The organism is Pseudomonas sp. GM24 (genome assembly GCF_000282235.1).
In the GTDB taxonomy this organism is placed as follows: domain Bacteria; phylum Pseudomonadota; class Gammaproteobacteria; order Pseudomonadales; family Pseudomonadaceae; genus Aquipseudomonas.
This window is the reverse complement of sequence record NZ_AKJR01000204.1, coordinates 1-22,485: the sequence shown is the minus strand read 5'-3', so window position 1 is coordinate 22,485 and position 22,485 is coordinate 1. Positions and strand designations below refer to the sequence as shown.

The following is a 22,485-nucleotide window of genomic DNA, read 5'->3' as shown; positions in this document are numbered from 1 at the left end:
GAAACGATGCATCGCCGATGGTAGTGTGGGGTTTCCCCATGTGAGAGTAGGTCATCGTCAAGATTAAATTCCGAAACCCCAATTGCGAAAGCAGTTGGGGTTTTGTTTTAGTAGAAGTAACCGTTTTTGCTGGCTTGTTACCGTGTTGACGGGCCAGATACAGAATTTCTTGACGACCATAGAGCGTTGGAACCACCTGATCCCATCCCGAACTCAGAAGTGAAACGATGCATCGCCGATGGTAGTGTGGGGTTTCCCCATGTGAGAGTAGGTCATCGTCAAGATTGAATTCCGAAACCCCTGTCTGCTAACGCAGACAGGGGTTTTGTCATTTCAGGACCTGCAAAACCAATGATCAAACAGCTTTACGTGCCTTGCTGATACGTCGAGCCTGCCATTTGCGCCACCAGATGTAGACGCCAGTCCCCGACAAACCCGCCATCAAAATACCTAACACCGCGATCATTACCTGCCCTGTAACTCCAATGATCCGTCCTCCATGTATCGGTAACTGCAACCGATAAAATTGCTCTCCCAACGTTCCCTGCCCAGCAATCTCCTGCCCTAACAATCGCCCGTCCGTACCATGAAAGAACAACCAGGATTTGCCATGGGCTTCGGTGTCGTGCTGTCCAAAACCAGCGCCGTAGAAGTTGTACTCAAAGCTGTAATACAATTCCCCGATCGCCGCTGTCAGTCCTAACCTTTTCCCCTCCTGCAACGCCCTCTCATACGCCTGTTGATAACTCAATTGCGTCACCCCCAACTGTGAAGGGGGCATTCGGCCTCGAGCCTCGTAGACGCTCGGTTCAATCGGTGAAAACAACGAAACCGCAGGCTTGAATACCTGGCTCGGCAAGTTCATGGCGACGCTGCTGACAGCGATCGGCAGGAGCAACAACCACAGCCACAACCCCCCAGCACGATGTAGATCGAAGTTGAGTCGATAGGCATGCCCACCCTTCACCTTCCAGGCGGTCGACCACTTTTTCCAGAATGGCTTTCCTCGCGGCAATGTCAGCCACAGCGCAACGAAGCAATCGATCACCCAGGCAATGGCAACCAGACCCATCAACAACAATCCCCAATTACCCGGCAACGTCAGGTTGTAGTGGAACTCAAGAATGAACGGGACAAAATTCTCCCGTTGAAAACAGCACTCCCCCCAATACCTCTGGCCCTTTTGCTCAGCACTCACCGGATCCAGATAGAACACCTGATTACGCTCAGTGAATGGCTGGCCGGTCCCCGGATCGTTACGCGGAACCATCGCAAGCAACGCGGTGTGGCCCGCCTCATTCGGGTACTCCATGTACCAGACCTGTAACCTTGGATGGGCACTCTGCACGGCATCAACCAAATCACCGGGCGGCAGTCGCTCACCCACTGCAGACGCCGCATAAAACTGCGGATTCAACCATTCATCCAGCTCATGATTGAACGCCAGAATGCTTCCCGTGACCCCGGCAAGCAGCAAAAAAACTGCGGTGGCCAAGCCGATATAACGATGCAACAACACCAGAAACGCACGCATGAGAATTTCCCCACAGAAACGACAAAGCCAGCCCCTGAAAAATCAGAGGCTGGCTTTTTTATGCACAGGACGAAAGGTTTAGAACTGGTAGCTCACCGTCGCCGCCACGTTGCGCTCTTCGCCCATGTAGCAGAAGTTCAGGCTTGCGCAGGAAGCGACGTAGGACTCATTGGTCAGGTTGTTCGCGTTCAGACGAACATCAACGGCCTTCAAGCCGACCTTGCCCAAGTCATAGCCAATCGAGGCATCGAACAGCGTGTAGGAAGGCACCTTGAGGGTATTTTCCGCATCGGCCCAGCTGTAGCCGACATAACGCACGCCGCCGCCGAGTCGCAGGCCATCGAGTGCCGCGTTGTCGAACTTGTAGTCCGCCCACAACGACGCCATATGACGCGGGGCCTGTGTCGGCGAGTTGCCCTTGTTCTCGATTACGTCTGTCGGCGTACTCAAGGTGCTGACCATCGACTTCGAGTATTCGATATCGGTGAAGGTGTAGCTGCCGAGGACTTTGAGGTTATCGGTCAACTGCATGTGCGCTTCCAGTTCCAGACCCTGAGAGCGGACGGCACCGACCGCACGATAGAAGTTTTCCTGCGGCAGTTTGGTCGCCAGATTCTCCTGATCGATGCGGAACAGCGACGCGGTGAACAAATTGTCAGTGCCTGGCGGCTGATACTTCATACCGACTTCCCACTGTGTTCCGTCGGTAGGTGCCAAAGGATTGCCGGCGCTGTCAGCGTAGGAGTTCGGGTTAAACGACTCGGAGTAGCTGATGTATGGCGCCAGTCCGTTATCGAACAGGTACAGCGCACCCGCACGGCCAGTTAGCTTGGTGCGGCGATCATTGATCTCTGTGTCAACCGGACGCCCGGCTTCAGCGATACGGTTTTCGTCCGAAGTCTCGACCCAGTCCTGACGCAGGCCCAGCGAGAAGCGCCACTTGTCCATCTCGATCAGGTCTTGCAGGTAAACCCCGGTCTGCTCCAGACGCCGCAGGTAACTGGTCTCGCCATACATATCGACCGTCGAGTTGCCGTACACCGGGTTGAATGCATTGATCGGTGCAAGACCGCCGCTGGTCCAGTCGACCACGGTTTTGCGCCGCTGATAGTCGGCGCCCATGAGCACCGTGTGTTTGGTCGCGCCGGTGAAAAATTCAGCCTGGAGCATGTTGTCGACGATAAACGCATGCAGACGCTCATCCCCGCCGGTGTAATAGCGGTTCAGCTCGTTGCTGCTCGGCGAGGTCCAGCCATAGGCGTAGACCTGATCCATGTTTACTTTGGAATCAAGGTAACGGAAATTCTGGCGAGCGGTGAAGACGTCGTTGAAGCGATGTTCGAATTGATAACCGAATGATTGCTGATCACGGGAATAGCCATCGACGCCCGGTTCGCCTTCGAAGAAGTGTGGCGAGATGCGGTTGCCATTGCGCTGATGAATGGTGCCGTCGGCCGGTACACCGCCGTGGTAGCCGCCATCCGGATCGTGTTGCAGATACGCCTGCAACGTCAGCGAAGTGTCTTCACTGAAATCGATACTCAACGTCGGTGCGAGGGCGAAGCGTTTTTCTTTGTTGTGGTCGAATTGCGTGTCGGACTGATCCGTTAACCCGGTCAGACGATAGGCAATACGCTTGTCGTCATCGACCGGGCCGCTGAAGTCAAAACCGACCCCGCGCTGCCCCTGCGTGCCGAACGTGGCTTGCACCTGATGGTAAGCCTCGTAGAGCGGTTTTTTGCTGGTCAGCGCCACCAGGCCGCCAGGCGAACTGCGACCGTACAGCACCGACGAGGGTCCCTTGAGAATGTCGACGCGCTCAAGAAAATACGGATCGACTTGCATGGTGCTGTAAGTACCGCTGTCACCCATCGACTTGAGGCCGTCGAGGTAGATGTTGTCGACCGAGCCGTCGTTGAAACCGCGCATCGCCACATAGTCATAGCGATGGGTCGCGCCGTACGGATTGGTCAGCACACCCGGCGTGTAACGCATTGCCTGCGAGACAGTCTGCGAGCCTTGGTCATCCATTTGTTCGCGAGTGACCACCGATACGCTTTGCGAGGTTTCCAGCAACGCCGTACTGGTCTTGGTGGCGATCTGGCTGTGCGTGGCGTTGTAGCCATCCATGCTGCCCAAGGCGTTGCCGAGGGCGAAACCTTTGATATCGGTGGTTGGCAGGGCCAGCGCTTCGGTTTCAGCGAGCGGGCGCAGGACGTAGCTGCTGCCATCCTGGCTGACCGCTTCCAGACCGGAGCCACCAAGCAAATGGCTTAACGCCTGATCGGTCGAATATTCACCCTGTACGCCCGGCGATTGCCGGCCCTGAGTTTGCTGCGGGGTCGTCGACAACGTGATGCCAGCCTGACGTGCAAATTGATTCAGCGCCTCACCCAACGGGCCCGCTGCAATGTTGTAGCGATGGCTGAGTTCACTGGCCGCTGGATTATCCGCCATGCTCAAACCGGGCATCACACCAACGCCCAGCACCGTGGAAAAAAGCGCTGCCCGAACGGCGTGGCGCAACAGGCCCGATTCTGCAGTTAAATTCAGAGTGTTCTTACAGGTGGCGCGGACAGTCATTGTAGGTTTCCGTAGGAAGTCGCAAACGCTTGAATTGAAGTGCTTACTGACTAAGCCGGACCTGCAGCGAAAACCCGCCAAAATAATTTCAGGCAACGCGCTCCAGCGTCACCCACCAACGCGTGCGATAGCGCAATTGCACCGGCAACGTCTGCGGCAGAATCGCCAACAGCTTGTCGGTGTCTTCCAGGCGGAATACGCCGGACAGACGCAACTCGGAAACGTCAGACGCACAACTCAGAAAGCCCTGACGATAACGGCTGACTTCGCTGAGAAAATCACCAAGACGCATATTGCGCGTGACGATCAAGCCGTCAACCCAAGCGCCAGCATCCATAGCCAGCGGCGGTGCAGGGCGAACCCGATGGTGATCGATCAGATAACTCTGCCCGGCCAATGCTTCCACCGAAGTGCCGCCGGAGCGGATCGCAACCTGACCATGGGTGACGCTGAGCCGAGTGCAATCATGTTCCTGACGCAGGATGAATCGGGCATCGAAAGGTTCATAAGTACCGTGACGGTTTTGTATCCGCAGCGGCCGATCAGACGGCGCGCCCTCGTCGGAGCCGCCACAGGTGACAATAATTTCGCCGCGCGTCAGTTTGATCAGCCGCTGCTGTGCGGTGTAATCCAGATCCACTGCACTCGCGGTGTTCAGTTCGATCCGCGTGCCATCCGGCAACTGAAAGCCGCGCCGCTCGCCCGTCGCCGTAGCGTAATCGGCGCTCCATTGCTGCCACGCGGCCGTGTCTTTGGCCAGCCACGCGGCGGAGCCCATCAGCAATGCGCCAGACAACAGCTTCAAGGCCTGTCGCCGGCCAAGACCCTGAGCACTGTTTTCCAGGGTGTTGAACGCCACTTGCGCACCGGGCACCGCACGCAGGTTATTGCTCAACTCGGCTTGCAGCGACTGCACCCGTTGCCAGGCCAGTTCGTGCTCATGGTGTTCGGCGCGCCACTGTTCGCACTGGCGATTCAACCGCGGGTTGCCATGGTTGTTGCGCAAGCGCAGCAGCCAATGGATGGCTTGTTTGACTACGTGCTGTCGAGGCTCGGCGCGGCGACCGACTGAGACGTTATCCACCGGCATCAGCTTTCATACCGCAGCACATAGCAGTGATACAGGGCGTCGGCGACGTAACGTTCAACCGAACGCAGGGAAAGCCCCATCTGTTCGGCGATCTGCTTGTGGGTTAAACCTTCGCACTGCGCCAGCAGAAAGGCCTGACGCACTTTCGGCTTCAGTCCTTCAAGCATGCGCGCGATGCTCTCCAGCAATTCGATCACCAGCGCCCGGGCTTCGGCACTCGGTGTTTCTGCTTCAGGCAAATGGGCGATCGTTTCGAGATAGGCACGTTCGATTTCCTCTCGGCGCCAATGATCGATCACCAACCCACGTGCAATCGTGCGCAGGAAGGCGCGAGGCGACTTGAGTTCGAGGCGTTCGGTGCGCTGCAACAGGCGCAGGAAAGTGTCCTGCGCCAGATCCGCCGCATCTGCCGCATTGCCCAGCCGCGCGCGCAGCCAAGCGTTAAGCCAGCCGTGATGACTACTGTAAAGCGCCTGTACTGCAAACTCAGGTGAGGACATCAACGCCAACGTCACAAATGATAATTACTCGCATTGTCATCAAGGGTTACGAAATTTGCAACTGCCACCCGAACATCAACCATGAAAAACATCGGGGCGAACGCTCTGGCACGCCGTTCGGCGGGAATCCTGCAGAAACTCCATCCATTTCCCGCTCAACCCTAAGATTTCTCCGACACGTGCCGACAGACTGGTGAGACATGCGTGCACCAAATCAGAGCAGCCGTTAGAACGCTGCCTGCGCTGTACATGGAATGTTGCATCCGGAACGCATCCCCACTTTTGGCATAAGAAGTCCCATGAAATGAATCTCAAGTTCAGCCATAAAATCCTGTTGGCCGCCTCGGGCGTCGTGGTCCTGGCGTTCGCGCTGTTCACCCTCTACAACGACTACCTGCAGCGAAACACCATTCGCCAGAACCTTCAGTCCTCCGTGCAGCAGGCCGGTGACCTGACCGCCAGCAGCGTGCAGAACTGGATGAGCGGGCGGATTCTGGTGCTGGAAAACCTCGCGCAGAACGTTGCCCATCAGGGCAAGGACGCGGACTTCCCGGGTCTGGTCGATCAACCAGCGTTCACTTCGAACTTCCAGTTCACCTACGTCGGTCAGGCCAACGGTGTGTTCACCCAGCGTCCTGACGCGAAGATGCCGGACGGCTACGACCCGCGTCAGCGTCCTTGGTACAAACAAGCCGTGATCGCTGACAAAACCATGCTGACGCCGCCGTACATGGCAGCGGTTGGCGGGTTGGTGGTAACCATCGCCATGCCGGTGAAAAAGAACGGCGAGCTGCTTGGCGTGGTCGGTGGTGACCTGAGCCTGGAAACCCTGGTGAAGATCATCAACTCGGTGGACTTCGGTGGCCTTGGCCATGCGTTTCTGGTCAGCGCCGACGGTCAGGTGATCGTCAGCCCGGACAAAGATCAGGTCATGAAAAACCTGAAAGACATCTACCCGAACACCAGCGTGCGCATCGAGAAGGGCAACCAGAACGTGGTGCTCAATGGCCAGGAACGTATTCTGTCGTTCACCCCGGTGAGCGATCTGCCGAATGCGCAGTGGTACATCGGTCTGTCGATTGATCGCGATAAAGCCTACGCCGCACTCAGCCAATTTCGCACCTCGGCGCTGATCGCGATGTTTGTTGCTGTGGCTGCGATTGCGCTGCTGCTGAGCCTGTTGATCAATGTCCTGATGCGTCCGCTGACCACCATGGGTCGTGCGATGCAGGACATTGCTCAGGGCGAAGGCGATCTGACCCGTCGTCTGGTGGTTGAGAGCAAAGACGAATTCGGTGAATTGGGCAGCGCATTCAACCAGTTCGTTGAACGGATTCACGCGTCGATTTCCGAAGTGTCCTCGGCAACCCGCCATGTGCATGACTTGTCGCAGCGCGTGATGGCGTCTTCCAATGCTTCGATCGTCGGTTCCGACGAACAAAGCGCGCGCACCAACAGCGTGGCTGCCGCGATCAACGAGTTGGGCGCCGCCACTCAGGAAATCGCGCGCAACGCCGCCGATGCTTCGCAACACGCGAGCGGCGCCAGCGAGCAGGCTGATGACGGTCGTCAGGTAGTCGAGCAGACGATTCAAGCGATGACCGAGTTGTCGCAGAAAATCAGCCTGTCGTGCACGCAGATTGAAACCCTGAATGCCAGCACCGACAACATCGGCCACATCCTTGATGTGATCAAAGGCATCTCGCAACAGACCAACCTGCTGGCGCTCAACGCGGCGATCGAAGCTGCGCGTGCCGGTGAAGCCGGGCGTGGTTTTGCGGTGGTGGCGGACGAGGTGCGTAACCTCGCCCATCGCACCCAGGAGTCGGCGGAAGAGATCCACAAGATGATCACGTCGTTGCAGATCGGTTCGCGCGAAGCGGTGACCACGATGAACGCCAGTCAGGCGTCCAGCGAGCAGAGCGTGGAAGTGGCCAACCAGGCCGGTTTGCGTCTGGTCAGCGTGACCCAGCGTATCGGCGAAATCGACGGGATGAACCAGTCGGTGGCAGCGGCGACCGAAGAGCAGACCGCCGTGGTGGAAACCCTCAACGTCGACGTTAACCAGATCAACCTGCTGAACCAGCAGAGCGTCGCCAACCTCAATGAAACGTTGAAGGATTGTGATGCGTTGTCGCAGCAGGCTAACCGTCTGAAGCAATTGGTCGACAGCTTCAAAATCTGACCGCGGTATCGTTCTTCGCGAGCAGGCTCGCCCCCACATTTGGAATGCATTTCCCTGTGGGAGCGAGCCTGCTCGCGAAAGCGGTGGTGCATTCACCGCAAAGCCGAAGCCTTAGACAAACAGCTTCAGCACATTCCCCATCGCATCATCCGCAAACCCCTGCACAAAATCCTTGAACCCCGGCAACGCCTCCTTACCGCCCGAAGCCGGCTCGGCAATGATCGTCCAGGTTGCCCTGGATTTGCCTGTGCCCAGCGCTTCCACATTCATCGCCGCCCACAGATTGGCCACCCCCAACGTGTTGTAAATCGTCGTCCAGGTCATGCTCCGCGCGTTTTCATCGCGGGAGTTGAGTTGCTCGACCACGAGGTTGCCATCCTTGAAGCATTTTTTGCGCAGCGAAGACACGCCCTCGCCGATTGTTTCGATGTGCGACAGCGCTGGAATGAAACGGTCGAAACCGGCGAAGTTGCCCACCACCGCCCAGACCTGTGCGGCGTCCGCCGACACTTCTACCGAAGACACAACGTGGCAGCCATGGGGGTTTTTGATCAGGGTATCGGGTTGCAGAGTGCTCATGGTGTTGCTCCTTTTGTTGGATCAGATGAAGTTGATTTCTTTCAGGTAGTCGCAGCCGCGACGCAGCAGCGCCGGGGATTTCTGCGGGTAATGCGCGCCCATCTGCTGTACGCCGGCTTCAGCGTTGGCGTGGCCGATCAGGGAGATGTCGCCGATGTCTTCTTCAAAGCCGTTGAGATAGAAACCGAGCACGCCGAACAGCGCGTTATCGGCGTCGACGCGGTTCAGTTGCTGCTGCCAGTCGGCGACACTGACCAGCGCGAACTCGCTGCCGGTTTCGCGGAACGAAGCGACGTAGGCGTCCCAGCTCAAAGGCTCGGGGTTATGCAGATTGAACACCGCGCGGTCGGGCGAATAACGGCTGGCGTGGAAGGCGATGAAGCGGGCGAGAAAGTCCACCGGCATCAGGTCGAAATTCAGCGCGAACGCCGGTACCTGGCCGAGCTGGATCGAGCCTTTGAGCATCAGCATCAGACGGTTTTTGTGCGGCTGACAAACGCCGCTCAAGCTGTTGAAACTGATGTTGCCGGGGCGGTACAGATTGACCCGGACGCCGCGCTCCCGCGCTCGTTCGAGGATGCGCTCGCCGACCCATTTCGACAGGTTGTAGCCGTTGCGAATGTAGATCGGCGGCGTTTGCGCGGCAGGCAATTCCAGCACTCGCCCCGCATCGTCGACCGTACTTGAAGCCGACAGCGTCGAGACGAAATTGAAAACCTTTTTTCTCTGCCCTTCGCACAAACGCAGCAGCGCAAAAATCGGCTCGACGTTGTCTGCCGCCAGGGACTCGTAATCGAGTACGTGATTGACGTTGGCGGCGTTATGCACCAACGCGCCGAACTCACGATCGAGGCGCTGATAATCGTCGTCGTCCAGGCCCAGTTGCGGGCGTGTGATATCTGCCGCGTAAACCCGCACGCGACTCAGATCCAGATGCTCCAGACGGTTTTCCCGCAGTGACTCGGCAAAGCGTTGCGCCGCCGTTTGCCCGCCGCCATCGCGCACCAGACACGCCACTTCGCTGGCGCCCCAGCCGAGCAGCGCCTCGACGATGTGCACGCCAACAAAACTATTGGCCCCGGTGACGATGACCTTGTGCACATCACCCATGCGACTGATCGGCAGTGGCTCGATATCCAGTGCGCGCTCGGCGTCGGCCATGGCTTGAGCGCTGAGCACCGTGCTGTCATCGGTGCCGCGCACCAGCGTCGCGAGTTTGATGATGGTCGGCAGTTCGATGAAGCGGTTGATCGAGATGCTGCGCCCGAACTCCTCACGCAGCCGCAGCAACATTCGCGACAGCAGAATCGAGTGACCACCGAGATTGAAGAAGCTTTCGTCAGTGGAAATATCGCTGGTGGGCAGCTCCAGCAATTCCGCCCAGATCTCCAGCAACAGTGCTTCATCGGCATTCGCCGGCAGGCATTTCGGCCCGCTGTCCTGCACGCTCACCGGCAGTTCCAGCAGCGCTTTGCGGTCGACCTTGCCGTTGCTGGCGAACGGCATGCTCGACAGTTCAGACCACGCCACGGGTTGCATGTAGTCGGGCAAAAACTGCCGGGCGTGAGCCTTTAGCGTTTCGCGCGCGATGTCCGATTGCGGCTGGGCGAGGAACGCCAGAATCCGTCGCTGAGAGTCGATCACCACTGCGATTTGCCGGTACAACTGGCTCTCGCGCAGGCAGCGTTCGATCTCTTCCGGCTCGACCCGGAAGCCGCGAATTTTCACCTGATTGTCGCGCCGTCCGCACAGCTCGATACCGTCCTCGCCCCACTTGGCCATGTCGCCGCTGCGGTAGGCGCGCAGCGTTTGGCCGTCCGGCAAATCCAAGGTTAGATAACGCTCGGCAGTCTGCTGTGGGTTGTTCAGATAACCGAGGCAGACGCCGGGGCCGACGATAAACAATTCGCCGACGGTGTTCTGTGGTACCGGTTGCAAATCGTCATCGAGGATCAGCACCTGACTGTTGGCGATCGGCGCGCCGAGGCTGCGGTTGCTGTCACCCGGTGTGAGCCGGCGGGCGGTGATCAGCACCGTGGCTTCGGTCGGGCCGTAAAGGTTGTGCAGCGTGCCCTGACGGGTCAGTTGCTCGATGACGAACGGCTCGCAGACGTCGCCGCCGGTCATCACTTGCACGCCTTCCAGTTGCTCCAGCGGCAGGATGCTCAACAGCGCTGGCGGCAGGAACGCGTGGGTCAGTTGCCGGCGGCGGATCAACGCGACCAGTTGCAGCGGATCGCGCCGTTGCGTGTCGTCGGGCACCACCAGTTCGGCGCCTTCGAGCAGGGTCGGGAAGATGTCGATCAGCGACGAATCGAAGCTTAGCGACGAGAACTGCAAGACTCGACTTTCTGCCTGCAACTGCACGTAATCGGCGTACCACGCGGTGAAGTGCGCGAGGTTGGCCTGGCTGAGCAGCACACCCTTCGGATGGCCGGTGGTGCCCGAGGTGTAGAGCGCCATGCACGCTGCATCAAGTTCGGGGCGGCGGCGCATCAACGGTTGGCTGAGATCTGCCTCGGCGCTGTCGATGCGGCTGACGTCCAGCCCCGCCATGGTTTCGCCAAGCGGATGCTCGCCGTCATGCAACAACAGCAGCGCGCCTGCGTTTTGCAGAATGTATTGCTGGCGCTGCAACGGATGACTCGGCTCCAGCGGCAAATACACCGCGCCACTGCCGAGGACCGCCAGAATCGATGCGAACAACGCCGGGCTTTTCGGCAGGCAGATGCCGACCACCCACGGTTGCGGATGTTGCTCGAGCAAAGGCAGCATTTGCTGTTGAATCGCGCGACTGTAGTCGTGCAACTGGCTGTAGCTGAGCGACTGTTCGCCAAGGTGCAGTGCCGGCCGTTCGGCGTGGCGAATCAAGCTCTGTTGCAGACGCTCGATGACTGGCACTTGCGCCTGTTTCAGCAGCGCCACATTCGCGGTGTCGTTGCGCTGATGGACGTAAGCCAGGTTGTCGAGAAACAGCAGATTTTCCATCCGCTCGAAATCCGGCGCCGGCACAGATCCGGCCTGCTGAAGATACTCAGCGTCACGGGAGAAGCGGCTGACCAGCAACGCCACTTCGTCCACCACTTGGGTCAGCACCCGCTGTCGCAATGCCTGACCGTTTCCCGATGGCTCATCGGCAATCGGCACGCGGCTGATCAGTGACGAGCCAAGAAAACACAGCAAATCGAGTGACGGCAAACCGCCAAGGCTCTGCACGCCAACACCCAGACGCAGATGCAAATGCGGGATAGCGCAGAAGTCGCCAGCGCCAATAAAGCCATCGTCGATGATCAAATCCACCGTCGATGCCGCAACGCCGCTGCGCTGCAAGGAGTGACCGTGTTGTTCCAGTTCCTGCGCCAGGTCGGTCATGGCCTGGCTGGCGCCAATCAGCAAAATGTCGAGACGTTTCATGTCGGCCTCCTTGTCAAACCAGGTAATCGCGCAAGGCGTGCTGCACGCAGGGCGTGTCGAGCAGCGAGCTGTTGTGGAAGAACTTGACGATGTTGCCCACCAGCGGATGGTGGCGATTGATCGGAAAGGCCAGCCCGGCCATTTCATCCCTGAGCGAACGGCGCGTCGCCTCGCTGACCGGCAGTGCGTCGATCAGGCGCAGATCGAAGGCTTTCTGGATGTCGTTGGTCAGGTAGTGGCCGATGAACACCGGCAGAATCTGCGCGATGGTTTCGCGATCCGCCGCGTTGGCGGTGTGCCAATAGATACGCACCATCCGCGCCCAGAAACTCGAATGACGACCTTCGTCGAGCAAGTGATCGGCCATCAGACCTTTGATCGACGGCTTGACCGTGTCATCGCGGGCGAACGCCGCGACATCGCCGGTCACGGTGTTTTCGGCGATGGCCACGCAGATCAATTCCACCGCGCTGCGCAGGTGCTCCGGTGCCAGCGCTACAGCCGCAGGAATCGCCCGGCTCAACTCGATCTCATCGGGCAACTGAATCGGCTCGATGCCGGTCATCGCTACCGTTTGCTGCATGAAATCCATCGCCACCAGCGCGTGATAATCCTCATCGACCACCACGGTCATCGCGTCGTAACGACAGGCAAACGGGAAGGCCACGGCGAAGCGGTTCTTGGCGATGCTGCGTGCGGTCTTGTCGACGATCTCGGTTTCGAAAATCACCACGTCGTTGATGAACTTGTACAGCGTCTGCACCAAGGCGAAATCACGCTGTTGCGGGCACTCGCGCAGGAAGGTTTCACTGAGCACCAGTGGTTGGCGGCTGAGCGGGTAGATCAGGCGTTCATCGTCTTCCAGCACGCGTCGGGGGCGAGTGCGGATGGTGGCGCGGTTCTCCCAGGCGTCGGCAAAGGATTGATAGTCGGCGGCGTTCATTGGGCCACCTCCGCCAACGGTTCGCGCATGCTCAGGCGCAGGCCGTTCCACAGGGCGATGCGACTCTCCACGGCGGCGATGGCGCTGGCGTAGACCTCGGCCTCGCGCTGCGGATCGCCGGCGACCAGGCGTTCGAGCAGGTGTTCTGCCGCCGGGCCGTGGTCTTCGGAGTCGACCTCGATGTGCCGTTCCAGGTAGTAACGGAAGGTCGGTGCCTGTTCGATGCCGATGCCCCAGTCGTCAAGAATGCGCTGGAACATGGTCGGGATCACACTCTCGCGACCGTGCAGAAACGCCGCCGCCACGCTGTGTCCTGGTGCATGCAGGGCGGTACGCAAGGTGTCGCGGACAAATTGCGCAGCGGCCGGATCCACCTCGACGCTTTGCAGCGCAACGTCATAGCTCACCCCTTCCTGTTGCAGGGCGACAAAGCGCTCCACGGCCGTGGTACTCGCGCCGATTTCGCGCATCGCATCCAGGTACAACTCGAAATGGCTGTAATGACCCTCCGTCAGGCGATCATCCGATTCTTCACCCAGAACGATCTCGTTGATCAACCGGGCGGCGTGAGGGTCACGCGGCGGTAACCACGGCAAACGGGTGCACGTCAGCTCCTGCTGCAGGCGTTTGGTCAGCGACATGAAATCCCACACGGCAAACACGTGGGTTTCCATGAAACGACGCAAGACCGTTAGCGAGGTGATCTCGGAAAAGATCGGGTGAATGCTAAGTTCGGCTTTCTTCAGGGCGAGTTGGTTCTTATTGGGCATCATGATGTCCTTTATCGTTGATATGTAATGGAACTGCTCTGGAAACTGCGCAATCAATGAAACGACGACTTACTTGTTTTCTGTCGACGGACGACAGCCTTCTTTCCTGATGGATAAGTGCGGATCGATATACCTGTGACATGGCCTCATGTCTGCCCATAAGGCGCTGCTGATGTACCGCAGGCATTGGGCTGATGCCGAGTTGAAGGGCGAAGTTCAAACTTGGCGAAGAAAAGCTAATACACAGACAAAGTAGTTAACAAGTATATTTTTAATTATTTTAAGTTTGCTATTTTTTGAAGTTGAGTTGTTCCGATAAAACTTGTGGGTAAAGTTTTATTTGGGCGTAGTTGCTCCTTTCGGCGAATAACGGCCAAAATTGATCGACAAGAGTGAATGCCTCACTCGAAGCAACTTTCCAGCAATAAGAATTGAATGATTTAAAAGGGGCGGAAGTTGGCCGTGACCCCGCGCCATGACTTCCTTTTTCCCGTGGCAAGGCTCCTTCCGTAGGTTCCTGGTGCGGGGACTGCGCCGTCAGGGCGGCGCGTCGCCCGTTCTTTATGGGGTTGGCCGTTCAAGAGTGCGGGTAAATGAGCGCCACGGCTATTACCGATTCGTCATCGGCACGCTGCAAATGCGGACTGATAGGCGCGGAGGAGGTTAGAGCGGGCACGCGGATCCGCCCACCTGAGGGCGGGCAGATCGCTTGGGGATTTGTAAGCGGGTGATTCGTGGGAGGTGCGCGCTCAGCGAGCGGCTTTGCGGCTTTGCGCGGCGGGGGTAGCGAGATAACGGGTAATCACCTCGACGCCCCGATTAAGGTGCTGCTCGAGGAGTTTGATTGACAGTTCAACGTCACGATCCTGCACGGCTTGCAGCATTGCCCGGTGATCGTCCTGGGACAGTTTGCCCAGGCCCATGGCCTCAAGGTTGAAACGCAGAAAACGTTCCTCTTCGTTGAGTCCGTCTTCGACCAGTCGCAGCAAGCGTTTATTGGGCGCTTTGCAGTACAGGGCCATGTGGAACAAACGGTTGAGCCGGCCGATTTCCGTGTAGTCGTGTTGCGCTTCCAGCTCTTCGATGTAACCGGCGGCGCGTGTGTGATCGGCCGAGGTCAGCTGCGGAATCGACTGGCGCATGGCTTCGGATTCGAGGAGGATGCGCAGCTCGTAGGTTTCGGTGGCATCGCCTTGAATCAACGGCGCAACCACTGCGCCTTTATGCGCGGTAACGCTCAGCAGTTCCTGAGCTTCGAGCTGGCGCAAGGCTTCGCGCACCGGCATGCGGCTGACGCCGAACAAATCGGCCAGATCCTGCTGGCGCAGCGCCGTGCCGCAGGGCAGACGCCCATCGAGGATTGCCGAGCGCAGGGTTTCTTCGATCACCGACCGGGCCAGATGCGCAGGAATCGGTCCATCGACTTTAATGCTGTGCAGCGGTTTGGGCTTCTGTGTCACGACTACGCACCCTGTATGTCGGCCTGATTTGGATCCAAATGACACTAGTGATTGCTCTACAGGTTGTCAAACCTTGTAAAACATTGGGTGCCAACTGAAGTTTAGCGTGTCGCCGATGATCTCATGGTGCCATTGTTTTTTGCCGGGCTAAGCTTCACCATCAAACGCTTTCCTTCCTGCCCCCCGGAATTCTGCTGTGGCGGTACGTTTCGCGATCCCCCGGACACTGCGCTGGCTAGGCTGCGCACTGCTGCTGGCCGGCGTCATGCTGGGCGGTCTGCATGCCGATTGGGATTTTTCCACGATCAGCCGCAAAGCCACGGCGCTCTATGGGCCGCTGGGTGTCGGGCAGCAGCGCATCGATGCCTGGCAGAATCTGTTGGCTACGCAGAAACAGGTTAGCGAGATGGAAAAGCTCAAAGTGGTGAACCTGTTTTTCAACAAACAGGTGCGCTACGTCGAAGACATCGACCTGTGGCACGAGGTCGACTATTGGGAAACGCCGATCGAGGCGCTGTGGAAGGGCGCTGGCGACTGCGAAGACTATGCGATCGCCAAGTATTTCAGCCTGCGCCATCTCGGCGTTTCCAGTGACAAGCTGCGCATCACCTATGTCAAAGCGTTGCGCCAGAACCGCGCGCACATGGTCCTGACTTACTATGCCACCCCCGATGCCATGCCGCTGGTGCTCGACAGCCTCATCGATCCGATCCAGCCGGCATCGCAGCGAACCGATTTGCTGCCGGTCTACTCTTTCAATGCCGAAGGTCTGTATTTGCCGGGCGCCAAGGGCAACAAAAAGGTCGGTGATACCAAACGCCTGTCACGCTGGCAGGATGTCTTGAAGAAAATGCAGGCCGAAGGTTTCCCGGTCGAGACGACTAACTAGGAGCACGCGCTCAGATGTCTTTGTTCAAACAGCTGTTGATCGCTATCTGTCTGTTCCTGGTGGTCGCCTTCACCGGCAGCTTCATGGTCAGTCTGGAGAGCTCGCGCACCCAGTACGTCAACCAGTTGCGTTCCCACGCGCAGGACGCCGCGACGGCGCTGGCCTTGTCGCTGACGCCGAATATCGACGACCCGGCGATGGTCGAGTTGCTGGTCAGTTCGATTTTCGACAGCGGTTATTACGCGAGCATCCGCGTGGTCGATCTGAAGACCGATCAGACTATCGTCGAGCGCAATGGCATTCCGGCGGTCAGCAATGTGCCGGACTGGTTCGTCAAGCTGATCGGTCTGGAACCGGCTGGTGGCGACGCGCTGGTCAGCCGTGGCTGGGAGCAGGCGGCGCGGGTCGAAGTGGTCAGCCATCCGATGTTTGCCGTGGCCAAGCTGTGGCAGAGCGCGTTGGGCAGCCTTGGCTGGTTGCTGATCTGCGGCGCAGTGAGTGCGGTGCTCGGCGCATTGCTGCTGCGCCGGCAATTGAAGCCGCTGGATTACATGGTCAAGCAGTCTCACGCCATCGCCCGTCGCGAGTTTCTCAGCCTGCCTGAATTGCCACGCACGCCTGAGTTGCGTCGCGTGGTGCAGGCGATGAACCAGATGGTCGAGAAGCTCAAGGCGCTGTTTCAGGAGCAGGCCGAGCGCAGTGAAAAACTGCGTGCCGAGTCTTATCAGGACAACCTGACGGGGTTGGCCAACCGGCGTTATTTCGAGATGCAGTTGAACAATCGGGTGAGCAATCCGGAGCAGGCCAGTTCTGGTTATCTACTGCTGTTGCGGGTCAAGGATCTGGCCGGGCTCAACCAGCGTCTGGGCGGTCAGCGCACCGATGAACTGTTGAAAGCAGTCGGCGAACAGTTGTCTCGCGAATGCGCCAAGTACCCGGAAACCCAGAACCTTGTCACGCGGATTCGTGGCGGTGAGTTCGCTGTGCTGGCGCCGGGGCTGGTTCGAGAAGAAGCGCTGCAACTGGCGCAGAACCTCGACAATGCCTTGAGCAGTCTGCACGCCACCGGCGCGACCGACGTCGCTGCCGTGGCGTCGATCGGCCTGGCGCCCTTCACTCACGGCGATTCGCCGCAACAGGTGCTGACCCTCGGTGATCAGGCGCTGGCGCAAGCCGAAGGGCAGGGCGAGCAGAACTGGGCGTGCATCGATCAGAGCCTGACGGCGGATGTCGGCGACGATCACCACGCCTGGCATCGTTTGCTCGATCAGGCCTTGAGTCAGCAACGTTTCGAGCTGTATTTCCAGCCGGTGGTCGCCGCCGCAGACACGCAACTGGTGCTGCATTACAAAGTGCTCTCGCGCTTGCTCGATGATCAGGGCCAGACCATCCCGGCCGGGCGTTTTCTGCCATGGCTGGAGCGCTTCGGCTGGACCGCGCGGCTGGATCGCCTGATGCTTGAGCGCGTGCTGGAGCAGATGAAAGAACATGAAGATTCGCTGGCGCTGAACCTGTCTTCGGCGACCCTGGCCGATCCGCAGGCGTTGAACAAAGTCTTCGAGATTTTGCGCGCACATTCCAACCTCGGCGAGCGCCTGACCCTGGAAATCGGCGAGGAGCAATTGCCGGAACAAGCGGTGCTCGAGCAGTTGACCCGGCGCCTGCGCGAACTGGGCTTCTCACTGAGCCTGCAGCGCTTTGGTGGTCGTTTCAGCATGATCGGTAATTTGGCGCGGCTGGGGCTGGCGTACCTGAAGATCGATGGCAGCTACATTCGCGCGATTGATCAGGAGAGTGACAAGCGGCTGTTCATCGAGGCTATCCAGCGCGCGGCGCACAGCATTGATCTGCCGCTGATTGCTGAGCGGGTCGAGACGCAAGGGGAGTTGGCGGTGATTCGCGAGATGGGTTTGTATGGGGTTCAGGGGCAGTTGTTGGGTGAGCCGAAGCCTTGGCGGTGAGTCATTGCAAAAGCAACCCTCACCCTAGCCCTCTCCCGGAGGGAGAGGGGACTGACCGTGCGATATTGATGTAATACGCCGACGTGAAAGAGCTCCGCTGAATCCATAATCGACTTATAGCGCCAGACACCTCGGTTGGCCGCTCTCCCTCCGGGAGAGGGGGCTGAATCCATAATCGATTCGATTTCTCAGGTCGATCTATAACGCCAGACACCTCGGTCGGCCCCCTCTCCCTCGGGGAGAGGGCTGGGGTGAGGGTAGGCTTTTGATTACGGGGGGATCAGATCAATCCGCCCTCATCCTCATCGATCAACTGACTCAACCCGCCCAACGCTTCCCGCGCCTGGGTCCGGTCCATCAGTTTGGCCTGGGCCGCCGGTGGCAGGTCGGTGACGCGGATCACGCCTTTCTGGGTCAGCACCTGAATCAGGTCGTCGAGTACCCGAATCATTTCAAAGTCGCTCTGCTTGAGCTGTTTGAGGCTGGTTTCCACCACTTCATTGGCGAACCAGGCCTGGATTTCATGGCTGTCGGCCGGCAGCGTTTCCGTGGCCTCGGCGTAGGCCGCGGCTTCCACGCGAATCAACAGACCTTGCGCATCGCGTTGCACGTAAAACATTGAGCATCCCTCAGAAATGAACCAGCGTCATGCTGTCAGCAGCATAGCCAACTGCGCGCGAGTATGCGGGGCGGCGACGCGATCGTCACCGGTCCGGTCAGCACAAACGTGACGGCCGCCCCATTGGGGCGGCCGTTTTGTTCACGGATCAGCTGTTGTTGTGGTCGACTTTGATGGTCGGGTCGCTGCCGGCAATCAGGTTGTGAATGTTGGCACTCGACCAGTTGTTGCCTTCCAGTTTGATCGTCACGTCCGGGGTCGCCGCTGCGGCATCGCCGGAGTTGAACTTGCCCGCCGAGCTGACTTGCAGCGACGACGTGCCGTCGACCGTGGTGATCTTCAGGAAGTTGTCGATGGTGCTGCCAGTCTCGCCCTGCAGCAAATCACGCAGATCGATACGGTCACCGTCGGCGGCCTTGAAGTCCTTGATCACGTCGTTGCCGGTGTCGCCCGCCTTCCAGACAAAGGTGTCGGCGCCAGAACCACCGATGAGGATGTCATTGCCCTGACCACCGATCAGTGTGTCGTTGCCGGTGCCGCCGAGCAGGATGTCATTGCCTTTGCCGCCATCGAGCAGGTCGTTGCCGCCCGAGCCGAAGAGGATGTCATTGCCCGCGCCACCCAACAGCGTGTCATTGCCATCATGCGCACCGGACACATCGAACGCCTGATAGTGCTCGGTGATGTATTGGTGCACGTTGCTGGTGGTGACCTTGCTGACGTCGACGCCGGTTTCCTTGGCAACGAACGCCTGCATCGCCTGATAACCCTCACCGGCAATGCCGTTGAAACTCACCAGATCGCCAAAGAGGATGTCATTGCCGTCGCCACCGCTGACGGTGTCGTTGCCCGGCATCGTCGCTTCGGTGTGGCCGATAATTGAGTTGGCCAGATCCTTCGGATCAATGTTGGTCTGCGGCGTTTTATCCGAATCGTAAGGTTTCAGGTCGTTGAGGCTGACGCCGCTGTTCAGGCCGATGGCCTCGACATTCGACAGGCCACTGAGCAACGCGAAGCTGCTGGTCGAGTTGTCGGTGGTGGTCGAGGTGGTGCTGCTGCCGCTACCGGCCAGACTCGACAACTCGTAAGTGCCGTCGCCCTGCGCGTGAACGGTGCCCAGATTGGTGGTGCTCCAGCCATAACGGGCGGTGTAGGTCTGCAACTGGGCAAAACCGCTGGCGTTGATGCTCAGGTAATGCGTGTTGTCGATGTAGGTGCTGAAGGTGTCGCCCAGCTTGTAGTTGCTGGTGGTCACCACGCTGTCGAACTTCACGCTGCCGTACAGCGTCGGGTTGGTCTGCTCGCCGCTCTGGTAGTAGGTCGGCTGGCCGTCGGTGATGAAGTACGTGAGGTTTTTCGCCCCGGTGTTGGCCACAGCGTCGGCACTCTGGAACCAGTTGGCCGTGGTTTTGAACACGTCCTCATAGTTGGTGCCGCCGCCGGAACTCATCGAGTCGAGTACGGATTTGAGCAGGGTCAGCGCATTCGGGTCGTTGAGGTTCACCGACACCGACTTGTTGACCTGGGTATCGAAGTCCACCAGGAAGATGTTCACCGTACCCGAGTTGCTGCCGCCCAGGCTCTGCTTGAGGGTGTTGAACACCGACGTCAGCGAATCCTTGGCCGCATTGATCGACGAGCTGCTCATACTGCCGGAGCTGTCGACCATGAAGGCGATGTTGTAGTTGGTACCCGGGACCACGGTCAGGCCACCGATGTCGGCGACGATGATGTCGTTGCCATCGGTGCCGCTGACGGTGTCATCGGCCGACGTGGCGACAATGGCGTTGTAGACCGCCGGCACCACGGTGACCGGAATGGTCGCGGTGCTGCTCGCCGAACCGCCGACCATTTCGGTGGAGGTCGAGGTCACGGTCAGGTTGAACTGGCCGTTGTAGTACGGCGGCGGGGTCACGGTCAGGCTGCCGAGGTTCCAGCCGGTGACGTTGGCGTCGCCGCTGCTGGCGGTGACGGTGAAGGTATGGCCCGCGCCATCGCTGAGCACCGAGCCGACTGGCGCGCCGCTGATCTTCACGCTCAGGGTTTCCGAGCCGTCGGTGTCAGTCAGTGCGGTGGTGATTGCCGACAGTTTCACCGTGGTGCCTTCGGCGCCGGTGTTGAGTTTGTAGCCGTCGTAATAGCCTTCGCCGTTGCTGCCGTGCAGATCGGAGACGGTCACGCCCGAATTCACCAGATCCTGCACGCCGGTGTAGATCGGTACGCCAGCGCTGCTCAGGTCGATCGGCGTGCTGCCGTTGACCGACAGGTTGACGTCGTAGCTGCCCGGGCCGCTCTGGTTGTGGTGGTAGATGTCCAGGGTGTAGTAGCCGCTGGTGGTCGGGGTGAACGAACCGTTGAGGTTACCGCCCGCGCCCCACGTGGTCGATGCCACGCTCTTGCCGCCAATGGTCACCAACAGGCTGTCATCGCCGATACCGCTGAAGGTGTAGGTCTTGCCGGCTTCCAGATAGATCAGGCCCGAGGTCTTCGAGGCAGTACCGGCGGTCACGCTGCCGTCGGACTGCACGTTGTTGACGTTAGTGCTGGTGTTCGGTGTGCCCGCACCGTCAATGACGTTTTTCAACGTGGTCGAATCCGCGCCGTTGCCGTTGGTGCCCAGACCCGAGAGACCAGTCCAGACTTCCTTGATCAGTCCGGTCGACTTCACGCTGTTGTCGGCCACGCTCACGGTCGGCGCATCCGCTACCGGGGTGATGTCGATCTTCACGGTGCCGGTGTTGCCCAGCAGTTGGCCGTCGGTTGGCTGGAACTTGATTTGCGCGTAGTCAGCCTGGTTGTTGCCCAGACCGCTGCCGCCGTAACCGTTGACGCCCGACTCGTTGGCATCCGGCAGGAAGCGCAGCTTGCCCGCGTCGATGTCAGCCTTGCTGAAGGTCTGGTTGTTGGCGACGTCCTTCCAGGTCGAGCCGTCCAGGTACTGCAGTTTGCCTTCGCCCGGCAGCTGGGTAATTTTGATGCCGAGGCTGGCGGCCGGGCTGTCGACGTCAGTAACGCCGAAAGTCGACCAGCCGAGCACCAGCGGGGTGTCTTCGGTGCCGGTGACGTTGCTCGGTGCAGCAACCGGTGCGTCGTTGACCGCCACCACGTTGACCGTGGTGGTCGCGGTGTTGGAGTAGTTGCCGCCATCGGTCACAGTCACGGTGATGATCCGCGGCACGGTGCTCGGATTCTCACTGCTGTTGGTGAAGCTGATGTTCTTGATGGCCTGCATGTAGTCGGCCAGCGTCGCGTTACCGGACAGCGTCAGCGTGACGGTGCCGTTAGTGCTGTTGGCATTGATGGTGATGCCGTTGACGCTGTTGCCCAGGTTCAGCGCATCACCGTCCTGACGGTTGGTCAGGATTACGGTGGCGCCGGTGAGCATGGTGCTGTCCGGGTCGGTGATGCTGATGTCGGTGTCGGCAATCGACACACCCGCGCCCGGGGTGTTTTCGGTGAAGGTCACCTTGTAGTCGGCACCGGTGGCGCTGCTGGAGTTGTTGGCATCCAGGTCGATGACCGGCGGTGCGTCGTTGTCGATGATCGACGTGCTGACGCTGCCATTGGTGCTGCTGACCGCGAGGTTCTCGAAGTTGCCGCCAGTGGCTGAATCGATCTTGACCACGAAGTTCTCGGTGCCTTCGGTGATCTTGTCATCGATGGTGGCGACATTGAACTGCGCGCTGCTCGCACCTGCCGGGATCTTCACGGTGTACACACCGGTGAAGTCCGAACCGTCGGCAGCGGTACCGCTGTAGACGATTTTCAGGGTCACTTCGGTTTGCGCCGGGTGGTTCAGGCTGACCGTGTAGCTGGCGGTCTGGCCTTCGGTCACCGAGCTGCTGCCAGTGATGCTGACGGTGGTGGTGTCGACCGTGTCGGTGACGCTGGTCACGGCCGGAGCTGTGCTGGTGACCAGGTTTTCGAAGCTGCCGCCGCTGGTACCGGTGATGGTCGC

Annotated in this window: 14 protein-coding genes and 1 rRNA gene; 4 read left to right on the top strand and 11 right to left on the bottom strand. The window is 59.2% G+C overall.

The features are described from left to right. Positions 1-168: 168 nt before the first annotated feature. A 5S ribosomal RNA gene (gene rrf / locus PMI23_RS21935) occupies positions 169-284 on the top strand. A 71-nt stretch (positions 285-355) separates the two neighbouring features. On the opposite strand, the gene PMI23_RS21930 is transcribed toward rrf, so the two are convergent. The 4 genes from PMI23_RS21930 to PMI23_RS21915 all read right to left on the bottom strand — a co-directional run bounded on the left by PMI23_RS21930 (position 356) and on the right by PMI23_RS21915 (position 5,707). Continuing rightward, the gene (locus PMI23_RS21930; protein ID WP_007918968.1) at positions 356-1,534 is read right to left on the bottom strand and encodes a PepSY-associated TM helix domain-containing protein; all 1,179 of its coding nucleotides are present in this window, start codon (positions 1,532-1,534) and stop codon (positions 356-358) included. A 78-nt stretch (positions 1,535-1,612) separates the two neighbouring features. After that, positions 1,613-4,117: a TonB-dependent siderophore receptor gene (locus PMI23_RS21925; protein WP_007918971.1), complete on the bottom strand. Its 2,505-nt coding sequence runs from the start codon at positions 4,115-4,117 to the stop codon at positions 1,613-1,615. Positions 4,118-4,205: 88 nt separating this feature from the next. Continuing rightward, complete coding sequence (locus PMI23_RS21920; RefSeq protein ID WP_007918973.1) at positions 4,206-5,207, bottom strand: FecR domain-containing protein; 1,002 nt, start codon at positions 5,205-5,207, stop codon at positions 4,206-4,208. After that, positions 5,207-5,707: a sigma-70 family RNA polymerase sigma factor gene (locus PMI23_RS21915; protein ID WP_007918975.1), complete on the bottom strand. Its 501-nt coding sequence runs from the start codon at positions 5,705-5,707 to the stop codon at positions 5,207-5,209. The genes PMI23_RS21920 and PMI23_RS21915 overlap by 1 nt, the downstream gene beginning before the upstream one ends. A gap of 304 nt (positions 5,708-6,011) precedes the next feature. Between PMI23_RS21915 and PMI23_RS21910 the strand changes: the two genes are divergently transcribed. After that, positions 6,012-7,892, top strand: a complete 1,881-nt coding sequence (locus tag PMI23_RS21910) for a methyl-accepting chemotaxis protein (RefSeq protein WP_007918977.1) — start codon at positions 6,012-6,014, stop codon at positions 7,890-7,892. 111 nt (positions 7,893-8,003) lie between these two features. Here PMI23_RS21910 and PMI23_RS21905 read toward each other — a convergent pair whose 3' ends face one another. From PMI23_RS21905 to PMI23_RS21885, 5 genes are all read right to left on the bottom strand, one after another. Next, a complete protein-coding gene (locus tag PMI23_RS21905; protein ID WP_007918978.1) occupies positions 8,004-8,471 on the bottom strand; it encodes an SRPBCC family protein in 468 nt (155 codons plus the stop codon). Between the two features lie 21 nt (positions 8,472-8,492). After that, entirely contained in the window at positions 8,493-11,885 is a 3,393-nt protein-coding gene (locus PMI23_RS21900) for a non-ribosomal peptide synthetase (RefSeq protein WP_007950135.1), read from the bottom strand. 13 nt (positions 11,886-11,898) lie between these two features. After that, a complete protein-coding gene (locus PMI23_RS21895) occupies positions 11,899-12,828 on the bottom strand; it encodes a diiron oxygenase (protein ID WP_007918981.1) in 930 nt (309 codons plus the stop codon). After that, on the bottom strand, positions 12,825-13,598 hold the full coding sequence (locus PMI23_RS21890) for a DUF3050 domain-containing protein (RefSeq protein WP_007918982.1): 774 nt from the start codon (positions 13,596-13,598) through the stop codon (positions 12,825-12,827). The genes PMI23_RS21895 and PMI23_RS21890 overlap by 4 nt, the downstream gene beginning before the upstream one ends. 749 nt (positions 13,599-14,347) lie before the next feature. Then, entirely contained in the window at positions 14,348-15,058 is a 711-nt protein-coding gene (locus PMI23_RS21885) for a GntR family transcriptional regulator (protein ID WP_007918983.1), read from the bottom strand. Between the two features lie 196 nt (positions 15,059-15,254). Between PMI23_RS21885 and lapG the strand changes: the two genes are divergently transcribed. Both lapG and lapD read left to right on the top strand, forming a co-directional pair. Further along, positions 15,255-15,947 carry a cysteine protease LapG gene (gene lapG, locus PMI23_RS21880; protein ID WP_007918984.1) on the top strand — a complete coding sequence of 231 codons (693 nt, stop codon included), beginning with the start codon at positions 15,255-15,257 and terminating at the stop codon, positions 15,945-15,947. 14 nt (positions 15,948-15,961) lie between these two features. Continuing rightward, complete coding sequence (lapD, locus tag PMI23_RS21875) at positions 15,962-17,908, top strand: cyclic di-GMP receptor LapD (RefSeq protein WP_007918985.1); 1,947 nt, start codon at positions 15,962-15,964, stop codon at positions 17,906-17,908. A gap of 280 nt (positions 17,909-18,188) precedes the next feature. On the opposite strand, the gene PMI23_RS21870 is transcribed toward lapD, so the two are convergent. Both PMI23_RS21870 and PMI23_RS21865 read right to left on the bottom strand, forming a co-directional pair. Continuing rightward, positions 18,189-18,527: a hypothetical protein gene (locus PMI23_RS21870; protein ID WP_007918987.1), complete on the bottom strand. Its 339-nt coding sequence runs from the start codon at positions 18,525-18,527 to the stop codon at positions 18,189-18,191. A gap of 148 nt (positions 18,528-18,675) precedes the next feature. Further along, positions 18,676-22,485, bottom strand: a 3,810-nt coding sequence (locus tag PMI23_RS21865) for a beta strand repeat-containing protein (protein ID WP_007950133.1), incomplete at its 5' end; no start/stop codon positions are given.